General features: G+C 67.5%; 19 protein-coding genes. 7 read left to right on the forward strand and 12 right to left on the reverse strand.

From position 1 onward, the window contains the following. The 10 genes from asd to MRBLAR12_RS09380 form a co-directional block, all read right to left on the reverse strand. On the reverse strand, window positions 1-1,137 hold the full coding sequence (gene asd, locus MRBLAR12_RS09335; RefSeq protein WP_229996031.1) for an aspartate-semialdehyde dehydrogenase: 1,137 nt from the start codon (window positions 1,135-1,137) through the stop codon (window positions 1-3). A gap of 54 nt (window positions 1,138-1,191) precedes the next feature. Next, complete coding sequence (locus tag MRBLAR12_RS09340; protein ID WP_090575192.1) at window positions 1,192-1,410, reverse strand: NF038396 family protein; 219 nt, start codon at window positions 1,408-1,410, stop codon at window positions 1,192-1,194. Continuing rightward, window positions 1,410-2,003: a dihydrofolate reductase gene (locus tag MRBLAR12_RS09345; RefSeq protein ID WP_364745465.1), complete on the reverse strand. Its 594-nt coding sequence runs from the start codon at window positions 2,001-2,003 to the stop codon at window positions 1,410-1,412. Before MRBLAR12_RS09345 ends, MRBLAR12_RS09340 begins: the two co-directional genes overlap by 1 nt. Then, on the reverse strand, window positions 2,000-2,803 hold the full coding sequence (locus MRBLAR12_RS09350; protein WP_364745468.1) for a thymidylate synthase: 804 nt from the start codon (window positions 2,801-2,803) through the stop codon (window positions 2,000-2,002). The genes MRBLAR12_RS09345 and MRBLAR12_RS09350 overlap by 4 nt, the downstream gene beginning before the upstream one ends. Window positions 2,804-2,836: 33 nt before the next feature. Continuing rightward, window positions 2,837-3,241 (reverse strand): GntR family transcriptional regulator, encoded by a 405-nt coding sequence (locus MRBLAR12_RS09355; RefSeq protein WP_364745470.1) that lies wholly within the window; start codon window positions 3,239-3,241, stop codon window positions 2,837-2,839. Beyond that, entirely contained in the window at window positions 3,238-4,893 is a 1,656-nt protein-coding gene (locus MRBLAR12_RS09360; protein WP_364745473.1) for a hypothetical protein, read from the reverse strand. Before MRBLAR12_RS09360 ends, MRBLAR12_RS09355 begins: the two co-directional genes overlap by 4 nt. A gap of 78 nt (window positions 4,894-4,971) precedes the next feature. Then, window positions 4,972-5,949: an NUDIX hydrolase gene (locus MRBLAR12_RS09365; RefSeq protein ID WP_364745476.1), complete on the reverse strand. Its 978-nt coding sequence runs from the start codon at window positions 5,947-5,949 to the stop codon at window positions 4,972-4,974. 11 nt (window positions 5,950-5,960) lie between these two features. Beyond that, window positions 5,961-8,225, reverse strand: a complete 2,265-nt coding sequence (locus MRBLAR12_RS09370) for an RNA degradosome polyphosphate kinase (RefSeq protein WP_229995668.1) — start codon at window positions 8,223-8,225, stop codon at window positions 5,961-5,963. Window positions 8,226-8,313: 88 nt separating this feature from the next. Then, window positions 8,314-9,336 carry a mycothiol synthase gene (gene mshD / locus MRBLAR12_RS09375; RefSeq protein ID WP_229995667.1) on the reverse strand — a complete coding sequence of 341 codons (1,023 nt, stop codon included), beginning with the start codon at window positions 9,334-9,336 and terminating at the stop codon, window positions 8,314-8,316. A 287-nt stretch (window positions 9,337-9,623) separates the two neighbouring features. Further along, complete coding sequence (locus tag MRBLAR12_RS09380) at window positions 9,624-10,322, reverse strand: winged helix-turn-helix transcriptional regulator (protein WP_028276526.1); 699 nt, start codon at window positions 10,320-10,322, stop codon at window positions 9,624-9,626. Between the two features lie 243 nt (window positions 10,323-10,565). On the opposite strand from MRBLAR12_RS09380, the gene MRBLAR12_RS09385 reads away from it, so the two are divergent. The 7 genes from MRBLAR12_RS09385 to MRBLAR12_RS09415 all read left to right on the forward strand — a co-directional run bounded on the left by MRBLAR12_RS09385 (window position 10,566) and on the right by MRBLAR12_RS09415 (window position 16,797). Next, window positions 10,566-11,300, forward strand: coding sequence for a permease (locus MRBLAR12_RS09385; RefSeq protein WP_229995666.1), 735 nt, complete (start codon window positions 10,566-10,568; stop codon window positions 11,298-11,300). Between the two features lie 167 nt (window positions 11,301-11,467). After that, a complete protein-coding gene (locus tag MRBLAR12_RS09390) occupies window positions 11,468-12,082 on the forward strand; it encodes an FABP family protein (RefSeq protein ID WP_229995665.1) in 615 nt (204 codons plus the stop codon). 54 nt (window positions 12,083-12,136) lie between these two features. Continuing rightward, window positions 12,137-12,883 carry a flavodoxin family protein gene (locus MRBLAR12_RS09395; RefSeq protein ID WP_229995664.1) on the forward strand — a complete coding sequence of 249 codons (747 nt, stop codon included), beginning with the start codon at window positions 12,137-12,139 and terminating at the stop codon, window positions 12,881-12,883. Window positions 12,884-12,978: 95 nt separating this feature from the next. Beyond that, window positions 12,979-14,061 (forward strand): YgfZ/GcvT domain-containing protein, encoded by a 1,083-nt coding sequence (locus MRBLAR12_RS09400; RefSeq protein ID WP_229995663.1) that lies wholly within the window; start codon window positions 12,979-12,981, stop codon window positions 14,059-14,061. Next, a complete protein-coding gene (locus MRBLAR12_RS09405; protein WP_229995662.1) occupies window positions 14,058-14,483 on the forward strand; it encodes an ankyrin repeat domain-containing protein in 426 nt (141 codons plus the stop codon). Before MRBLAR12_RS09400 ends, MRBLAR12_RS09405 begins: the two co-directional genes overlap by 4 nt. 144 nt (window positions 14,484-14,627) lie before the next feature. Continuing rightward, the gene (locus MRBLAR12_RS09410) at window positions 14,628-15,191 is read left to right on the forward strand and encodes a PadR family transcriptional regulator (RefSeq protein ID WP_229995661.1); all 564 of its coding nucleotides are present in this window, start codon (window positions 14,628-14,630) and stop codon (window positions 15,189-15,191) included. 79 nt (window positions 15,192-15,270) lie between these two features. Further along, on the forward strand, window positions 15,271-16,797 hold the full coding sequence (locus MRBLAR12_RS09415; protein ID WP_229995660.1) for an MFS transporter: 1,527 nt from the start codon (window positions 15,271-15,273) through the stop codon (window positions 16,795-16,797). Between the two features lie 17 nt (window positions 16,798-16,814). Here MRBLAR12_RS09415 and MRBLAR12_RS09420 read toward each other — a convergent pair whose 3' ends face one another. Further along, window positions 16,815-17,525 carry a GNAT family N-acetyltransferase gene (locus tag MRBLAR12_RS09420; RefSeq protein WP_229995659.1) on the reverse strand — a complete coding sequence of 237 codons (711 nt, stop codon included), beginning with the start codon at window positions 17,523-17,525 and terminating at the stop codon, window positions 16,815-16,817. A gap of 53 nt (window positions 17,526-17,578) precedes the next feature. Then, window positions 17,579-18,604: a 6-phosphofructokinase gene (locus MRBLAR12_RS09425; RefSeq protein ID WP_229995658.1), complete on the reverse strand. Its 1,026-nt coding sequence runs from the start codon at window positions 18,602-18,604 to the stop codon at window positions 17,579-17,581. Window positions 18,605-18,772 lie beyond the last annotated feature (168 nt).

Consider the following 18,772-nt stretch of genomic DNA (forward strand, 5'->3'; position numbering starts at 1 on the left):
CTAAAGGTTTCCGGTGGCGATGCGGAGCATGCGCCGCAGCGGCTCGGCGGCGCCCCAGAGCAGCTGGTCGCCCACCGTGAACGCGCTGATGTACTCCGGGCCCATCTCCAGCTTGCGGATGCGGCCCACCGGAATGTCCAGGGTGCCGGATGCCGCCACGGGCGTGAGATCGGCCATCGAGGCTTCCTTGGTGTTCGGCACCACGCGGGCCCACTGGTTGTCCGCGTCCACGAGTTTCTCGATCTCGGCCACCGAGAGGTCTTCGCGCAGCTTCAGTGTCAGGGCCTGGGAGTGCGAGCGCATCGCACCGATCCGGACGCACAGGCCGTCCATGATGATCCGGTTCCCGGCGGAGGTGCCAAGGATCTTGTTCGTCTCCACCCCGGCCTTCCATTCCTCTTTGGACTGGCCGTTGCCGAGGTCCGCGTCGATCCAGGGGATCAGGGAACCGGCCAGCGGGACGCCGAACTGGGTGGCGTCGATGCCGGAGCGCTGGTGCGCCAGGACCTTCCGGTCGATCTCCAGGATCGCCGACGCCGGGTCGTCCAGTTCGGTGCTCACCTCGGCGTTGAGGCTGCCGAACTGGCTCAGCAGCTCACGCATGTGGCGTGCCCCGCCGCCGGAGGCCGCCTGGTACGTCATGGACGTGCCCCACTCGACGAGGTCGTTCTTGAACAGCCCGCCCAGTCCCATCAGCATGCAGGACACAGTGCAGTTGCCGCCGATGTAGTCCTTCACCCCGCCGGAGAGGCCGGCGTCGATGACGTCCCGGTTGATGGGGTCCAACACGATGATGGAGTCCTCATTCATGCGCAGCGTGGAGGCGGCATCGATCCAGAGGCCGTCCCAGCCGCGGCCGCGGAGCTCGCCGTGGACCTGCTTGGTGTAGTCCCCGCCCTGGGCGGTGACAATAATGGGCAGCTTCGCCAGCGTCTCGAGGTCGAATGCGTCCTCGAGCTTGCCGGCCGCGCCAGCGCCGGCAATGGCCGGGGCGGCGCCGCCCGCGTTCGAGGTGGAGAAGAAGACGGGGTTGATGGTGGCGAAGTCGCCCTCGTCCTGCATGCGCTGCATCAGGACGGAACCGACCATGCCACGCCAACCGACCAGGCCGACGGACGGGGTAGCTGCTGTAGTCATGGGCCCAGTTTAGACTTCACCGCCCGCCTGGCGCAGTCGGTTACGTCACGGGATCTATTCGCCGCGCGGCTCTTCCAGCAGCGCCGCCTTGCGCCGGCGCAGCGCAAAGACCGCCCCGAACGTGAAGACCTGGGTCACCACCACCAGCACGATCGCCCCGAGGATCTTGTTGCCGCCCAGGATCATGGTGAGCCCCACGATGGCCGAGAGGAGCGCGAGCAGGGGCAGGAGCATGTACCCCAGGACAAAGAGTGTCTCGGGCTTGCGCAGCATTACTTGGCCTCCGTCCGGCGCCACAGCGTGATCCGGTAGCGGGTGCCGTTGGCCGAGGTCAGCCAGCCGTTGGCGGGGAGGCTGGCGGAGGCGGTCCAGTCGTAGCCGAGGTCGGGAGCGAAGGTATCCCCTTCGGCGGTGGTGTCGATTGTGGTGACGACGGCGACGTCGGCGAGGTCCAGCGCCTGCGCAAAGATCTCGCCGCCGCCAATGATCCAGACCGTCTCATGGCCGGGTACGAACTGGGATTCGAGCAAAGCGTCGTCGAGCGACGCGACCGCGACGGCGCCTTCCGCGCCGGGGGTGTCCCGCCAGGCGGCCTGGCGGGTGATGACAATGTTTGTCCGGGCGGGCAGCGGGCGGTACTTGTCCGGGAACGACTCCCAGGTCTTGCGGCCCATGATGACCGGGTGCCCGGAGGTGAGGCTGCTGAAGTGCCTCATGTCCTCGGGCAGGTGCCACGGCATGGCGCCGGCCTGGCCGATGACCCCGGTGCTGGTCTGGGCCCAGACCAGCCCCAGGCCAGTGGTGGACGCGCGGAGTTGCTCAGTGAAATCGCCGGGCTGCACGCCCGGGGTGGCTTCGTTGCTCATACGGCTATCGGGGCCTTAATCGTCGGGTGGTGCTGGTAGCCGACCACCTCGAAGTCCTCGAGGGTGTAGTCGAGGATGGAGTCCGGCTTGCGGGTGATGTTCAGTTGGGGGTAGTCGTAGGGCTCGCGGGCGAGCTGCTTGAGGACCTGGTCCATGTGGTTGTCATAGATGTGGACATCCCCGCCGGTCCAGACGAATTCGCCCGGTTCCAGGCCGGTCTGCTGCGCAACCATGAGCGTCAGCAAGGCGTAGGATGCGATGTTGAACGGCACGCCCAGGAAGGTGTCCGCGGAGCGCTGGTACAGCTGGCAGGAGAGCTTGCCGTCGGCCACGTAGAACTGGAAGAACGCGTGGCACGGGGGCAGTGCCATGTCCTTGAGTTCGGAGACGTTCCAGGCCGAGACGATGTGCCGGCGCGAGTCCGGGTTGGACTTCAGGTTCTCGATGAGTTCGGCGATCTGGTCGATGTGGCCGCCGTCGGGCGTGGGCCAGGAACGCCACTGGACGCCGTAAACGGGGCCGAGTTCGCCGTCGGCGTCGGCCCATTCGTCCCAGATGGTGACGCCCTGGTCCTGCATCCATTTGACGTTCGTGTCGCCGCGGAGGAACCAGAGCAGCTCCACCGCCACGGACTTGAAGTGCACCCGCTTGGTGGTGACGAGCGGGAAGCTCTTGCTCAGGTCAAAGCGGAGTTGGCGACCAAAAACGCTGAGGGTGCCGGTTCCGGTACGGTCTGATTTGTGCGTGCCGTGCTCGAGGACGTCGCGCAGGAGGTCTTCATAGGGCGTAGGGATGCTCACGGTTCCAGTCTACTGAGAACTGGCTTTCTCTCCTTATTTGTCTTGCTGGCTGAGCTTAGCGCGGAGGATCTCCAGCAGGGCGGCGTCGTCCAGCCCGGCACTGCGGCCTTCCGCAATATAGCGGTCGACGGCGGCGATCACGGCCGCGGGGGCCTCGCCTTGCCCTTGGGTGCCCGCGGGGGCCGGCAGGGCTGGCTTGCCCGCGACCACCGTGCCGTTGCGCCGCCGGGTTTCGATCAGTCCGGCCAGTTCGAGTTCCTTGTACGCCCGCGCGACGGTGCCGGCGGCCAGGCCCAGGTCCGACGCAAGGCTGCGGACTGTCGGCAGCCGGGTTCCCGGTGCCAGGGTCCCGACCGTGATGAGGGAGGTGATCTGCGCCCGGATCTGTTCGAAGGGGGGAACCGGCGACCGCAGGTTGACGGAGATCCCCACGCTCACGTGGCGGGCTCCTTGTCCGGCCGCGGAGCTGGAGCGGACGGTGCCCGGGCCGGCGTACGGAAAGGGATGACGGCGATGACTATGGCAGCGGCGCCCAGCGCAGAGCCGGCCAGGGTTGCCGGCCACCACGATCCGGCGGCCGGATCGACGGCTTCACCGAACGCGTCCGGCCCGAACACGGCCGCCCACGCCTGGCTCTGGGTCAGCAGCAGGACTGCGGCCTGGGCGGTGAGGGTGGCCGCGATGGTCCGCACGACACGGTGCAGGGTGATGGCGCGCAGGGCGGCGTCCAGGCCGCGCGGGGCGTCGCGGACGCCCCGGCGGAACCAGACGGTGAGGAACGCCGGCAGGGAGGCAGCGCAGGCCCCGGCCGTCAGCAGCCCGGCCGGAACCCAGCCCGGTCCTTCGGCGAGGCGCGCCTGCCCCGCCGCCGTGACGCCCAGGACGGCAAGGAATACGAGGAGCGCCAGGACAGCCGTGGTCAGCAGGGCGGGGCTGGCCGGTTGCCGGGGCCAGCCGCGCGGCGCTTCGGGACTTCCGTAGTTGCGCTGCAACAGGAACTCGCCGGCGGCAATGACCAGCAGTACGGAAGTGGCCGTCAGCGTCACGAAGCCTGCAAAACCGTAACTGGCGGTAGCCATGAGGAGCTGGGAAAGGAAGGCGCCGGCGACCAGCGGCACAGCGGCCGCCAGCCCCAGCAGCGCCCCGAGGGAGGAGACCAGTCTGGCGGCCGGGTGTTGGCGGCCGGTGGCGAGCCCTGATTCCGGTCGGTTCCGGACGCCCAGCCTGGCGGCCGCGAGCCGCGGGGGCCGCCACCACCACATGACGAGGAGGACCACGGTTGCCGCGAGGCCGGCGAAGTTCGTCCACGACGTCATCCCGTGGGCGGGATCGGGACGGGACGCGAAGTTCCCCGCGATGACTGTCAGCCCGGCAGCCACCGTGGACACTGTGCGCAGCAGCCGGTTCATCGCGATGGTCCGCAGCAAAGCGTTGTCCGCCGGGTCGAGGGACTCCAGTTGGCGGCGGCGGGCGATCAGCCACAAGACCAGCCACGTCCCGGCGGCCAGCACCAGCAGGGCGCCGCCGAGCCAGGCGGCCGCTTCCGGTCCGGGGATGCGGCCGTCGCCTCCGCCGTTGTAATAGTTATATTGACCGTCGCTGACCGTGGTGGGGGCCACGGCCGCGAATCCGGGCAGCGTGGCAACCCGGGCGATGGCCGCGGCGGCCGAGACGAAGATCGCGGCCGTGGTCAATGCCAGCCTGCGGGGCAGGAAGTCCTTGATACGCCGCACAGACAGCATGGCCTCCCGCCGCATTCGCCGCGGTCCCGGGTAGCTGACCTGGCCCAAGGCGTGCACGGCCAGGCAGCCCAGGACCGGCCACGCCAGGGCCGGGACGATCGACTCGGCGCTCACCAAGGAGACGGCCGCTGACGGATTGGCGGGGATGATGCCTAGAGTCATGGCGCCCTGGAGCGAGCTCGCCAGCCAGCCGATCACACCCACCCACAGCCCGTGCTCCGACACGCTCTGCGGCGAGGTTCCGGCCCCGGGGGCCCAGATCACCCATCGCAGCACGGCATAGACGAGCATTGCTGCGATCGCCGGGCCGAGCAGCAGCATCGGCGGCAGGTAGAACAGGGCCGGCATGGAATCCCCCAAGATTCAGCAGTAATGTACCAAGCTATTGATACAAACTAGGCTCGGGGGCCCCGGGGGTCAAGGACTTCAGTCGTCGAACGGCTTAAACCGCTCCACCGCAACTATTTTGTTCTTGCTGTGGTGCGCCACGTGGCACACGATGATCTCGCCCGGCGCCAGAAACGGGTCCGAGGACGGCAGCAGATCCCGGAGGCGGGAGTTCATGTGCTTTGCGAGTTGCTTCAGGACGGTCGGCAGGGCCGGGCGGTGCGTACACACGGCCACGGCGCGCTGCTTGTCGAACAGCGCCTCGACGACGGCGGCCGTCTTCTGAGGGCTGCGGCCGTGCCGGTGCTCGGTGAGGGCCTCGTTGAGCTTTACCTTGGCGTCGGCCGCCTTTGCGTACGGGGCGATGGTTGCCACGCACCGCCGCCAGGGGCTTGAAACGATCCGCCCGGGCTTCCACGCCTGCAGGAGCCGCCCCACCGACTGCGCCTGCCGCATGCCGGTAGCAGCCAGCGGGCGGTCACCCTCGGCCTTGGACCACGAAGAGCGGGGCTTGGCCTTCGCATGGCGCACGATCAGCAGCGGCCAGGTCTCCAGTTCCCCGCGGTCGTGGGCGTTCACGAGGTGCTGGAGTGGTTCGATGTCGCCCGGGTTGCTCAGGAGGCGGGCGGCTTTCTCGGGCGGGCACCACATGACGCTGTCGACTTCAGTGCCGTCCGGCAACAAGGCAGCGCCGTCGACGTCGACCGCCCAGTAGTGGACCACCTTCAGCCCGGCCGGCACATGGTAGTGGATGGGCGGAAGCGGGATCCCCAGGGGCGCGATGAGCCCGATCTCCTCCTCCACCTCGCGGACGGCGCACTCCGGGATGGTCTCGCCCGGGTCGATCTTGCCCTTCGGCCAGGACCAGTCGTCATACCGCGGGCGGTGAATCAGCAGGACCTCGAGCTGGTCCTTGGTTGCCGAATTGAGGCGCCACGGGATGGCGCCTGCCGCCGTGACGGCAACCTCTTCGCCGGGCTGGTCGGCCTGGTCCTCAACCAGTTCATCGCTGCTCACACTCACGGTCCCTACCGCAGGCTGGTCGAGCGCTGGCGGGAGCGGGAAGCGAGCAGCCAGGACTGGACGTCCTTGAGGTTCTCGCCGTCTTCTGCCAGGTGGTGGCGGGTCCATTCGCCCTGCTTGTCCAGGTGCCAGCTGGCGGTTTCGGGCACCATGTAGCGGTTGAGCAGGTCCAGGACATAGCTCGTGTCGTCGCCGCTGGTCAGCTGTACCAGGGCCTCCACCCGGCGGTCGAGGTTGCGGTGCATCATGTCGGCAGAGCCGATGTAGACCACCGGGTCGCCGGCATTGGCGAAGGCGAAGACGCGGGAGTGCTCCAGGAAACGGCCCAGCACGGAGCGGACCGTGATGTTCTCGCTCAGGCCGGGAACGCCGGGCCGCAGGGAGCAGATGCCGCGGACAATGACGTCCACCTGCACCCCGGCCTGGGACGCGCGGTACAGGGAATCGATGATGGCCTCGTCCACCATCGAATTGACCTTGATCTGGACGCGGGCGGCGATGCCGGCCCGGGCGTTCCTGATCTCGGTTTCGATCCTGTCGATCAGACCGGACCGGACCGAGCGCGGCGCTACGAGCAGCCTCTTGAACGTGGACTTCGGTGCGTAGCCGGAGAGCTGGTTGAACAGCTTCGAAAGGTCTTCGCCGACCTGTTCGTTCGCCGTCAGCAGGCCCAGGTCCTCGTAGTAGCGGGCCGTGCGCGGGTGGTAGTTGCCGGTGCCGATGTGGCAGTAGCGGCGCAGGCCGTCCACTTCCTGGCGGACCACGAGGGAGAGCTTGCAGTGGGTCTTGAGGCCCACGATGCCGTACACCACATGGACCCCGGCCTGTTCCAGTTTCCGGGCCCAGGAGATGTTGGCCTGCTCGTCGAAGCGGGCCTTGATCTCCACGAGGGCCAGGACCTGCTTGCCGGCCTCAGCGGCGTCGATCAGTGCATCGACAATCGGGGAGTCCCCGGAGGTGCGGTACAGGGTCTGCTTGATGGCCTGGACTTTGGGGTCCGCGGCCGCCTGTTCCAGGAACGCCTGGACGGACGTGGAGAAGGAATCATACGGGTGGTGCAGGAGGATGTCCCGTCGCCGCATGGCGGCAAAGACGTTGGCCGCCTTGGAGGTTTCCGATTCGTTGAGGTACCGCGAGGTGTGCGGGACGTGCTTGGGGTAGTGCAGGTCTGCCCGGTCGATCCCGGCAATCACCGAGAGCCCGCGCAGGTCCAGCGGTGCCGGAACGGAGTAGACCTCGGATTCCTCGACGCCGAGCTCGCGGATCAGCAGGGCACGGATGTTCGGGTTGATGTCGTTGGTGACCTCCAGCCGGACCGGCGGGCCGAACCGGCGGCGCAGGAGTTCCTTCTCCAACGCCTGCAGGAGGTTCTCGGCGTCGTCCTCTTCGACCTCGACGTCCTCGTTGCGGGTCACGCGGAAAGTGTGGTGCTCCAGGACCTCCATGCCGGCGAACAGCTGGTCCAGGTGCACGGCGATGACTTCTTCGAGCGCGATGAACCGGGCCACACGCCCTGGGACGGAGCCGGCGCGGGCGCCGTCGATGGAGATCAGGCGGGGGAGCTGGTCAGGGACCTTGACACGGGCGAAGAGTTCCTTGTCGCTGACCGGGTTGCGGACCACCACGGCGAGGTTCAGGGACAGCCCGGAAATGTAGGGGAACGGGTGCGCCGGATCCACGGCCAGCGGCGTCAGGATCGGGAAGACCTTTTCCGCGAACATGGCGCTGAGCTGGTCCTTGGCCTGCGAGTCGAGTTCCTCCCAGTGCATGAGGTGGATGTGCTCGTACGCCAGGGCGGGACGGATCTGCTCGGCGTAGACGCGGGCGTGGCGCTGCTGGAGCCGGTGGGCCTCCTCGCCGATCTGCTCCAACACCTGCATGGGGCTTAGCCCGGCGGGGGAGGGGACCGCGAGGCCTGTGGCGATCCGTCGCTTCAGGCCGGCCACCCGGACCATGAAGAACTCGTCCAGGTTGGAGGCGAAGATGGACAGGAAGCTGACCCGCTCCAGCAGGTACAGGTTGGGGTCCTCGGCCAGTTCCAGGACCCTGGCGTTGAAGGATAGCCAGCTCAGCTCACGGTCCAGGAACCGGTCGGGGCGGATGTCGCCTTCAGGTTCCAGGTTCGGCGCGAACTCCGGAATGTCGATCCGGTCCTGGGTGGCGCGTGAGGCCGGCACTTCGGAGGAGCCAAAGCGGGCTCGTACCGGACGCGCCCCCTTTTCCGACGTAGCTGGTTCAGACGTGGATGTCCGGGCAGTATCCCGTGGCATGGGGTCTCCTCAATGCTGGCGCGATGTAGCTTCAACCTTACAAGCAATCATGGCCGGATGACCCCAGATTTCGGCCCGGCCGCGGTGGTCATCCGCCGACTTGACTAACGCCGTCCGGCGCGGGAGTCACGGCCGGTGGTTGCTGCTGCGCCAGCGGCGCGTACATGACATCGACATCCCAGCGCGTGAATCCGAGGCGGCGGTAGAGGGCGACGGCGGGCGCGTTGTCGGCATCGACGTAGAGCATCACGGCGCGGAGCCCGAGGTCCTGCAGGTGCCTGATGCCGGCGACCGTGAGGACCTTGCCCAGCCCGGCGCCCTGGGCATCCGGGGTCACGCCCACCACGTAGACCTCGCCGATCGCGGGGTGATCGCCGTGCCGGGGGTGCACCTTGGTCCAATGGAACCCCAGGAGCCGGTCCGCCGGGTCCACGGCCAGCAGGAAACCCGCAGGATCAAACCAGGGTTCGGCCATCCGGGCGTCCAGATCGGCGCGCGTCATGTTGCCCTGTTCCGGGTGGTGGGCGAAGGCGGCCTTGTTTGCGGCCAGCCAGGCGTCCTCGTCCCGGCCCGCCACGAAAGTGCGGAGCTGTACGCCCTCCGGGAGTTGGACCTCCGGCAATGCCGCTGCCGCCGTCATCAGCCGCATCTTCCACAACTCGCGGACGGCGCCGTAGCCGTAGCGGGCCGCGAGGTCCGCCGCGGCCTCGTGGTTTCCGTGGGACCAGGCTTTCAGGCCTGTAAAGCCGCGGACGCTTTTAAGTTCGCTCACCAGGCGGTCGCCCACGCCCTGGTTGCGGTAGCTGGGGTGGACGGCAATCTCAAGGACCCCTGTGCCGTCGGGCTCCTCGATGACGACGGCGACGCCGGCGAGGTCCTGCGCCGTCGCGGGATCCAACTTGTCGTCCGGGGCGTAGAGGGCCAGGGCCAATACCGAATGCTCGCCCGCGTCGGCGGCGCGCAGCGTGACAAGGGTCTGTTCGGACAGCGGCGGATTGCCGTCGGACTCCTCCGCCGCGGCGACCAGGGCGGCGACGTCCCGCAGCAGCCTGCCGCCCACGGTTCCTTTGACGGCAAGTACGGGCCAGTTTTCCGGGTGCGCAGGGCTCATGGTGCAAGGCTATCGGGTGCATGGCTGTCAGCGGCCGATTTTGTTGAACTCCGGACGGCGGCGTATAGTCGTTATCTCGTCCGGCGTTGAGCCAGATGCGAGGGGGATCCACCGCTGGGGTGGCCTCGATACGTTCGACCCGTATGTCCTCCACTGAGAATATTTACTGAGAGTATTTGCGCCGATGGATTGGTGCACCACGAAGGCCCCGGACTCCAGAGTCCGGGGCCTTCTGTGTTTAGTGCTATTTGGGTTTCAGTGCTGCTGGGTTCGGGCGGCCTTGGTGCTCAGGCCTCGGTGAGTTCGTCCTCGGGCTGGCGGACCAGGGTCAGGCGGTAGCCGACGTTGCGGACGGTGCTGATCAGGTTCTCGTGGTCGGCGCCCAGTTTGGCGCGCAGCCGCCGGACGTGGACGTCCACGGTGCGGGTGCCGCCGTAGTAGTCGTAGCCCCAGACTTCGGTCAGCAGCTGCTGGCGGGTGAAGACCCGGCCGGGGTGCTGGGCGAGGTATTTCAGCAGTTCAAATTCCTTGAAGGTCAGGTTGAGCGCGGCGCCGTTGACCCGTGCGGTGTAGCTGGCCTCGTCAATTACGACGCCGGCGGCCCGGATTTCGGTCGGCACGTCCTCCTTCTCCGGAACGGCGCGCGCGACGCCGAGGCGGATCCTGGCTTCGACTTCTGCCGGGCCCGCGGATTCCAGGAGGATGTCGTCGACGGCCCACGCCGAGGAGACGGCGGCCATGCCGCCTTCGGTGAGGATGAGCATCAAGGGGGCGCTGAGGCCGGTGGCCTTGAGCAGCTGGGTGAGGGAACGTGCGCCGACCAGGTCCTTGCGGGCATCCAGCAGGACGATGTCGCAGGGGTCGGTCTCGAGCAGTGCGGTGGGCTCGGCCGGCAGGATATGCACCCGGTGGTTCAGCAGTTCCAGAGCAGGCAGGACGTCCACGGATGTTCCGGTGCTGTTCGTCAATAGCAGGATGTGCGACATTGTTCCTCCAAGGGGTGTCCGCGCATCGTTGGGCGTCTTGTTGCTGATCCCGAGTATACCTAAAGGCCCCATTCCGGCCATGGTCCCGTCACCTCCGCCCACTGCTTTTGCGACACAAATCGTTCATATAAGGCAGGATTGAACCGTCAGGGCCCGCGGCCCGTTGAAATTGAGCCGAGTCGAATTGGGGTCCGCAGTGAGCGAAGATACGGCCATGGTGGGTCTGCCGATGGCGAGTAGACCGTGAAGCCGTGGAGCGTCGGGATCATTGGCCTGGCCGGCCTGGCGGCCATTGTTGCCGGCGCCTATTCCTCGCCCGAGGTCCTCCTGGCCGTCGCGGCCCTCTTCGCGGCCGGCATCGGCATCGGCTGGCCCTACTTTCTCGGCATCCCCGCCAAGAAGACCCTCGCAGCCTTGATTGGCCTGCCAGGTGTGGGGTCGGCGGTGGCCGCAACCTATCTTCCGGCTCCCGGCTTCCTGGACTGGACGCCGTCGTTCATGGCGGTCGGGGTCATGGCCATCTTCGTCATGCAGCTGATCCGGGGCACCGGGCAGGCCCAGCGCCTCGAATCCACCCTGGGCTCCTGCGCGGGTGTCCTGCTGTCCTGCCTGGGCGCCGGCTGGATTGCGAGCTCGCGCTTCAACGGAGTCCGCGAAATGATCCTCGTGGCCGCCGTCAGTGCAGCCATCGCCCTGATGGCGGGGCTGATCCGTTTACCTGACCGGATCGTTGCGCCGCTGGGCATCGTCAGCGCGGGGCTCGCCGGGCCGCTCGCCGGCCTGGTGTTCTCCGACATTGCCGTGCTTCCGGCCGCCCTCGCCGGCGTCGTAGTGGGGGCGGTGCTGGTGAGTTTCCGCCGCCTCGTCATCCTCAGCGGTGAGAGCCTGAACGTTTTGGCGGCCGTGGGCATGGGGCTGGGGCCGGTGTCGGCGGTCGGTTCCCTGGCCTACTTCATAGACAAACTACTCATCTACTAAGGGTTAGGATGGCATCATGTCCGTACTTGCATATGAGATCTTTTTCCTTGTCCTGCTTGGCGTGGCCAGCCTGTCCATGGCGTGGTTTGCCGGCTTTGTCGTGTACCGCCTCTTCAAAGGCCAGAAGTAACACGTTCCAGACCCCGTAGCTTCCAGAGGTAGATGCTGTGCCGATTGAAATCCCTACTGATCTGACCCCCGAAATCGTTCCGCTGTCCTGGCTCATTGGTGAGTGGGAGGGCAGCGGCCGGTTGGGGGCCGGGGACGAGGACTCCGAGCACTTCCTGCAGCACGTGTCGTTTACGCACAACGGCCTGCCGTACCTGCAGTACCGTGCCGAGAGCTGGCTGACGGACGACGAGGGCACCAAGCTGCGTCCCCTGACCGTCGAGACCGGCTTCTGGGCCCTCGAGCGCAAGCAGCGCGAGGAGGACGGTGGCCCCGGCCTGATCCCGGCGGACATCGTCCCCGTGCTTAGGAGCGCCGACGAGGTGGAGGCCCTGCGTAACAGCGACGGCGGCTTCGACATCTCGGTCTCCATTGCCCACCCCGGCGGGATCTCGGAGCTGTACTACGGTCAGATCAAGGGACCCCAGATCCAGCTCAGCACCGACATGGTGATGCGCGGCAGCCACTCCAAGGAGTACACGGCGGCCACCCGGATCTTCGGACTCGTGGAAGGGAACCTGCTGTGGCGCTGGGACGTGGCCACCGGCAAGGATTCGGCGTCCGGGGGCGGCCTGGAAGCCCACGCATCGGCCATCCTCGCCAAAGTAGGCTAAAGGCGCGGTCTCACTGATTTTTTCCGTTGTCAGCATCGACCTAGGAGAAACGCCGTGACCGACGAAGTCAGCTCAGCCCCCAGCCAAGCCCCCGGTAGCACCAGCTACGCCGACCTCAAGGCCGTGTACTTCAACGGCACCCTCAAGAAGTCCCCGGACGTGTCCAACACCCAGGGCTTGATCGAGGTCAGCCGCCGGATCATGGAAAAGCAGGGCGTCACCACCCGCGTGATCCGCACGGTGGACCACGACATCGCCAGCGGCGTCTACCCGGACATGCGCGACCACGGCTGGGCGACCGATGAATGGCCGGAAATCTACCCGGTCGTCCAGGAAGCGGACATCGTCGTCGTCGCCGGGCCCATCTGGCTGGGGGACAACTCCTCGCAGACCAAGAAGCTCATCGAGCGCCTCTATGCCCACTCCGGGCAGCTGAACGCGAAGGGCCAGTGGGCTTACTATCCCAAGGTGGGCGGCTGCCTCATCACCGGCAATGAGGACGGGATCAAGCATTGCGCCATGAACGTCCTGTACAGCCTCCAGCACGTCGGCTTCACCATCCCGCCGCAGGCCGACGCCGGATGGATCGGCCCCGTGGGTCCCGGGCCGAGCTATCTCGACGAGGGGTCCGGGGGTCCGGACAGTGATTTCACCAACCGCAACACAACCTTCATGACCTGGAACATGCTGCACCTGGCCCGGATGCTCAAGGACTCCGGCGGCATTCCCGCCTACGGAAACCTCCCCGACGCCTGGAAAGCGGGCACCCGCTTCGATTTTGAAAATCCGGAATACCGCTAGGGCCGGCCGGCCCCACGGTCCGACAAAGGCCGGCCGGCACCGGCACTCGATGCCGGGGCCGGAATACGCGCAGAGCTAAGGACGTTCCTTTCAATATGACTATCAAAAGCCCCCTGTTGTCGCGCCCGGCCGCGGTTGAGGCCAGCGGTGCCGACGCCGGCGTCGCCGCCCACTACGGCGAGCCGCTTCGGGAGCAGCGGGCGCTGGCCGCAGGCACCGCCGTCGTCGATCTCTCAAACCGCGGCGTGGTCACGGTCAGCGGACCGGACCGCCTCAGCTGGCTGAACACCCTGTCCTCCCAGCAGCTCACTTCCCTGGCCCCGGGCCAGTCCACCGAACTGCTGTTGCTGAGCGTTCAGGGCCGGATCGAGTTCGACGCCCGGGTGGTGGACGACGGCGCCACGACCTGGCTGATTGTTGAGGGAGCCGAAGCCGGCCCGCTCGCCGAATGGCTGAACAAGATGAAGTTCATGCTCCGGGTCGAGATCGCCGATGTCTCCGCGGACTGGGCCGTGCTCGGCTCCACCCAGCCCATCCCGGAATGGTCGGCGCTGCACGTCTGGGAAGACCCGTGGCCGCATGTCGGTGCCGGCGGCTACTCCTACGCGGTGGTGGGCGAGGACGCCCACCCCGGACTGGAACGGCCGTGGTTCGAGTACCTTGTTCCCGCGCCTGAGCTGGTCGCAACGGTGGGCGAGCGTGCCCTCGCCGGCACCATGGCGTCCGAGGCGCTGCGGATTGCCGCGTGGCGGCCCCGGTGGGGCGCGGAAACCGACGACAAGACCATCCCGCACGAGCTCGACCTCCTCCGCACCGCCGTGCACCTGGCCAAGGGCTGCTACAAGGGCCAGGAGACGATCGCCCGCGTCCACAACCTGGGCCACCCGCCGCGGCGGCTCGTGTTCCTCCAGCTCGACGGCTCCCAGCACACCCTGCCCGCGCCCGGCAGCGAGGTGCGTGCCGGCGACCGTAAGGTGGGCACTGTGACGTCCGTGGCGCAGCATTACGAAATGGGCCCCGTGGCCCTGGCCGTGATCAAGCGCTCCGTCGCCCCGGACGATGTCCTGACCGTGGTGGACGGTGACGAGCCCTATGCCGCGGCCCAGGAAGTCATTGTGGCTCCCGACGCCGGCCAGGTAGTGGGCCGCCAGACCGGCTTCCTGCGGGGCACCCGATGAGCGGCGAGTCGCCGCTGGGTTCGTCCCCGCTGGAAGGTGCAGCCGCGCCCGACGACGAGACCCTGGCGCTTGCCCACGCGCTCTTCGACGCCGCCCGCGAGGGCAACTCCGCGCTGCTGGGCGGCTATCTCGCCGCCGGCGCGCCGGCCACGCTGACCACGTCCTCCGGCGACTCACTGCTCATGTTGGCGGCCTACCACGGTCACGCCGGCACTGTCCGGCTGATCCTGGAGCACGGCGGCGACGTTAACGCGCCTAATGACCGCGGCCAGACGCCGCTGGCCGGCGCTGTCTTCAAGGGCTACACGGACGTCGCCCGGGAGCTGTTGGAGGCCGGGGCCGACCCCGACGCCGGCACCCCCACCGCGCGGGCCGCCGCGGAAATGTTCGCCCGCACGGAGATCCTGGCCCTCCTCGGCTGACGAGACCCGGTTCGGGCCCGCTGGAGGCCCGGCCGGCGCGGATCCGGGACGATTGCCGCCAAATACTCCACGTGGAATAATCTATAGTGGAGTAATCGCAGTCCAGACCGAAGAGGACAGTTCTAGACCGAAGAGGACAGCGCCATGGCCCGGGCAATCGCACTGACACCGCTGGGTGTCGCCGCACTCTCCCTGCTCGTTGAAGAGCCGATGCATCCCTACGAGATGTACCAACTCCTGATCGCCCGGCACGAGGACCGCCTGGTCAAGGTCCGGCCAGGAACTCTCTATCACGCCATCGGGCGGCTCGAAGAGCAGGGTCTCGTCGCAGCAACGGGAACGGACCGGGGAGGCAACCGCCCGGAGCGCACCACGTACACGATCTCGGCGGCCGGCCGCGAGGCGTTCACGAAGTGGCTGCAGGACATGCTCGCGGCCCCGGTCAACGAATACCCGTCCTTCCCGCTGGCCATCTCCGAGGCCTACAACCTGCCCGCCGGCGTCGTCGTCGAACTCCTCGACCGCCGGCTTCAGGTGCTGCAGGAGCAGCTCGACTTCCTGGTCTCCGGCGAGGAACTGCTCAAGAAGAAGGGCGTGGAGCGCAAGTACTGGATCGATGTCCAGTACCAGCAGTGCACGCTGCAGGCCGAAATCGCCTGGATCCGCGGCCTTCAGGACCAGCTCCGCTCCGGCGAACTGCCGTGGTGAGCCCTTGCGCCCCCGGCCGGGACCCGGCCGCCCCAACACTTAGCCCGTCCAACGTTCACACCAGCCCCTAAGGAACCCCATGGAAAACGTAGCCCGGCCATGGCCGGCACTCTGGTCCCTGGTGATCGGCTTCTTCATGATCCTGATCGACACCACCATCGTCTCGGTGGCCAACCCGAGCATCATGGAGGGCCTCAACACCGACATCAACTCGGTGATCTGGGTGACCAGTGCCTACCTGCTCGCCTATGCCGTGCCGCTGCTTATTACCGGCCGGCTCGGTGACCGCTTCGGACCGAAGAAGCTCTACCTCTCCGGACTCGTCGTCTTCACCATGGCATCGCTGTGGTGCGGCCTCTCCGGCGACGTCCAGACCCTCATTGCGGCCCGCGTGGTCCAGGGCCTCGGTGCGGCCATGATGACGCCGCAGACCATGGCCGTCATTACCCGGATCTTCCCCCCGGACCGCCGCGGGGCGGCCATGGGCATCTGGGGCGCTACTGCCGGCGTCGCCACCCTGGTCGGCCCGATCCTCGGAGGCGTGCTGGTGGACGGCCTCGGCTGGGAGTGGATCTTCTTCATCAACGTCCCCGTCGGGATTGCCGGCTTCATCCTCGCCCAGCGTTTCGTCCCCTCGCTGACCACCCACCCGCACAAGTTCGATATTCCCGGGGTTCTGCTCAGCGCCCTCGGCCTGTTCCTCCTGGTCTTCGGCATCCAGGAGGGCGAGACGTACGACTGGGGCACCATCGCCGGCCCCATCACCGTCTGGGGCCTGATCATCAGCGGCATCGCCGTGCTGGTGGTCTTTGTCCTGTGGCAGAAATTCAACAAGGGTGAACCGCTGCTGCCCCTGTCCCTTTTCAAGGACCGTAACTTCTCGCTCGCCAACATTGCGATCACCACGGTGGGCTTCACCGTCACAGCGTTCAGCCTGCCGCTGATCTTCTACTACCAGATCGTCCGCGGCCTGACCCCGACCCAGTCTGCGCTCATGATGGTGCCCATGGCGCTGATCTCAGGCGGCCTCGCGCCCGTGGTCGGCCGGATCATTGACAAAGTCAACCCGAAGTTCATCACAGCGACCGGCCTGGTCCTGATGTCTGTGGCGCTGTTCTGGAACGCCCTGCTCATGCACCCGGACACCCCCATCTGGCTGTTCCTGCTGCCGAGCGCAGTGCTGGGCTTCGCCAATGCGGGCATTTGGGCGCCGTTGAGCTCCACCGTCACGCGCAACCTGCCGCCGCGGCAGGCCGGAGCCGGCTCGGGCGTCTACAACACGACCCGCCAGATCGGCGCCGTGCTCGGCAGCGCCGCCATCGCCGTGCTCATCCAGGCGCGGCTGGCGGCAGAGCTCCCCGCCCGGCCCGGAGAAGGCGCGGAGGCCAGCCCGATGGGCTTCGGCGGCGCCCTGCCCGAGGCACTTCATGAGGGGTTCTCGACGGCGATGGGCCAATCCATCCTGCTGCCGGCGGCGGTCATCCTGATCGGTGCTGCCGTGGCGCTCTTCTTCGCCAAACCCAAGCCGGTCCAGGGCTGGGGAGAACCGGGCCCCGCCGCAGCTGCCGGCGCGGACCTGGACAAGGCCGCCGCGGAGCGTGGCTAGCCTGGCGGGCATCCGGATCAGCCCAGCAGCACGCTGGTCTGGATGCCGCCCGCGGAGAAGCCCAGGCTCCGGGCCAGGGCCAGCGAACCCTTGTTGCTGACCTCTGAACGCCACTGCAGCGTCAGCCCGGCGGCGAGGGCCTCGTGGGCGGCTATCGATGCGGCCAGCTTGCCCAGGCCGCGGCGCCGCCATTCGGGCGCAACCAGCACGCCAAGATGGGCCAGGAGCCCTTCCCATTCGGCGTAGGCCCCGCAGGCCACGGGGGTCCGGCGGCCGTCTTCCAGATGCAGGACAGTGAAGCGGTGTGCCAGGCCGGCGAGGCCCACCTCGTTGACGTCATCGGGCGGGCAGAACGTTTCCAGCTCGATCGCTTCCGGGTTCCCATGCGAGACGGTCAGCTCCTCGGAAGGCTGCTGCAGGGGGAGGTCGTCGGCGAAGAAGAGTGCGGCTGCGCCCAGGCCGTGGCCACCGTGCCCGCGGGTGATGGTCAGCAGTGTCACGTGCTGGGCCAGTTCCTCGTCGGAGAGCCCGACGGCGGCGTCCAGCGCCCATTGCGGGCCCACCAGGGCGGAGTTGCCGAACAGGCGGACGAACTGCACCGCCCGGGCAGTCTCGTCCGCCCGGGTGAGCCGCACGCCGGCGGCGGCCGCGAAGGCGCCGTCGTCGAACCCCAAGCGGCGCGCCCAGGCAAGCTGGACTATTTCAGCGGAACCGGGCTCAAGAGTCATGAATCAACCCTACCCACCGCGCGGCCCACGGGCCGCTTAGCCGAAGAGGCCGCTTAGCCGAAGAGTACAGCGGCCTCGTCATAGCGGCTCTGCGGTACGGATTTGAGGTTGCCGAGCGCGGCGTCGAAACCGACGTGCACAATGTCCGTGCCGTGCAGCGAGACCATCGTGCCCCAGCGCTTCTCCACCACCGAATCGATGGCCGCCATGCCCAGGCGGGTGGCCAGGACACGGTCAAACGCAGTCGGGACGCCGCCGCGCTGGATGTGGCCAAGGACCGTGGCGCGGGTCTCGATGCCGGTGCGTGCCTCCAACTCGGGCGCCAGCATTTCGGCGATGCCGCCGAGGCGCGGGCGGCCAAACGTATCGAGGCCGCGCTCCGAATGCGGGGACTCCTGGCCTTCGGGCACAAACCCCTCGGCGACGACAAGCAGCGGGGCGCGGCCACGGTCGTGGGCGGAGACCACCCACTCGGCGATCTGATCCATGGAGGCCTTCTGCTCGGGGATCAGGATGGCGTGGGCGCCCGAGGCCATGCCCGCGTGCAAGGCGATCCAACCCACGTGCCGTCCCATGACCTCCGCAATCATGCAGCGGTGGTGGGACTCTCCAGTGGTGCGCAGCCGGTCGATTGCCTCGGTGGCGATTTCCACGGCGGTGTCGAAGCCGAAGGTGTAGTCCGTGGCGTCTAGATCGTTGTCGACCGTCTTGGGCACGCCCACGATCTTGAGGCCGGCGTCGGTAAGTCGCTTTGCGGCGGCCAGGGTGCCTTCGCCGCCGATCGCGATGATGGCGTCGATCCCGAGCCGGTCCATGTTGGCCTTGATGACCTCGGGACCGCCGCCGTTCTCGAACGGGTTGGTGCGGGACGTGCCGAGGATGGTGCCGCCCTGCTTGGCGATGCCGCGGACCATGGTGCGGGGAATTTCCACGATGTCGCCCTCGACAACGCCGCGCCAGCCATCCCTGAATCCTACGAACTGCTGGCCGTGGACCGCGATTCCCTTGAGGACGGCGCCACGGATGACGGCGTTCAGGCCGGGGCAGTCTCCGCCGCTGGTGAGGATTCCAATTTTCATATCTCGGCTCAAATCCTGGTTTGAAGGGGTACAGGCAGAGCGCCACGCTGAGCTCACCTAGAGTCTAGTGGCGCGTGTGGGGCAGGACACAAACGGTTACAAAAGGGTGCCCCCGCCGTGAAGGCAGGGGCACCCTTTTCGTGGTGTGGCGCTACTACCGGGCGCCGA

It is taken from the genome of Arthrobacter sp. LAR12-1-1.1 (assembly GCF_040676555.1).
Lineage (GTDB): Bacteria > Actinomycetota > Actinomycetes > Actinomycetales > Micrococcaceae > Arthrobacter.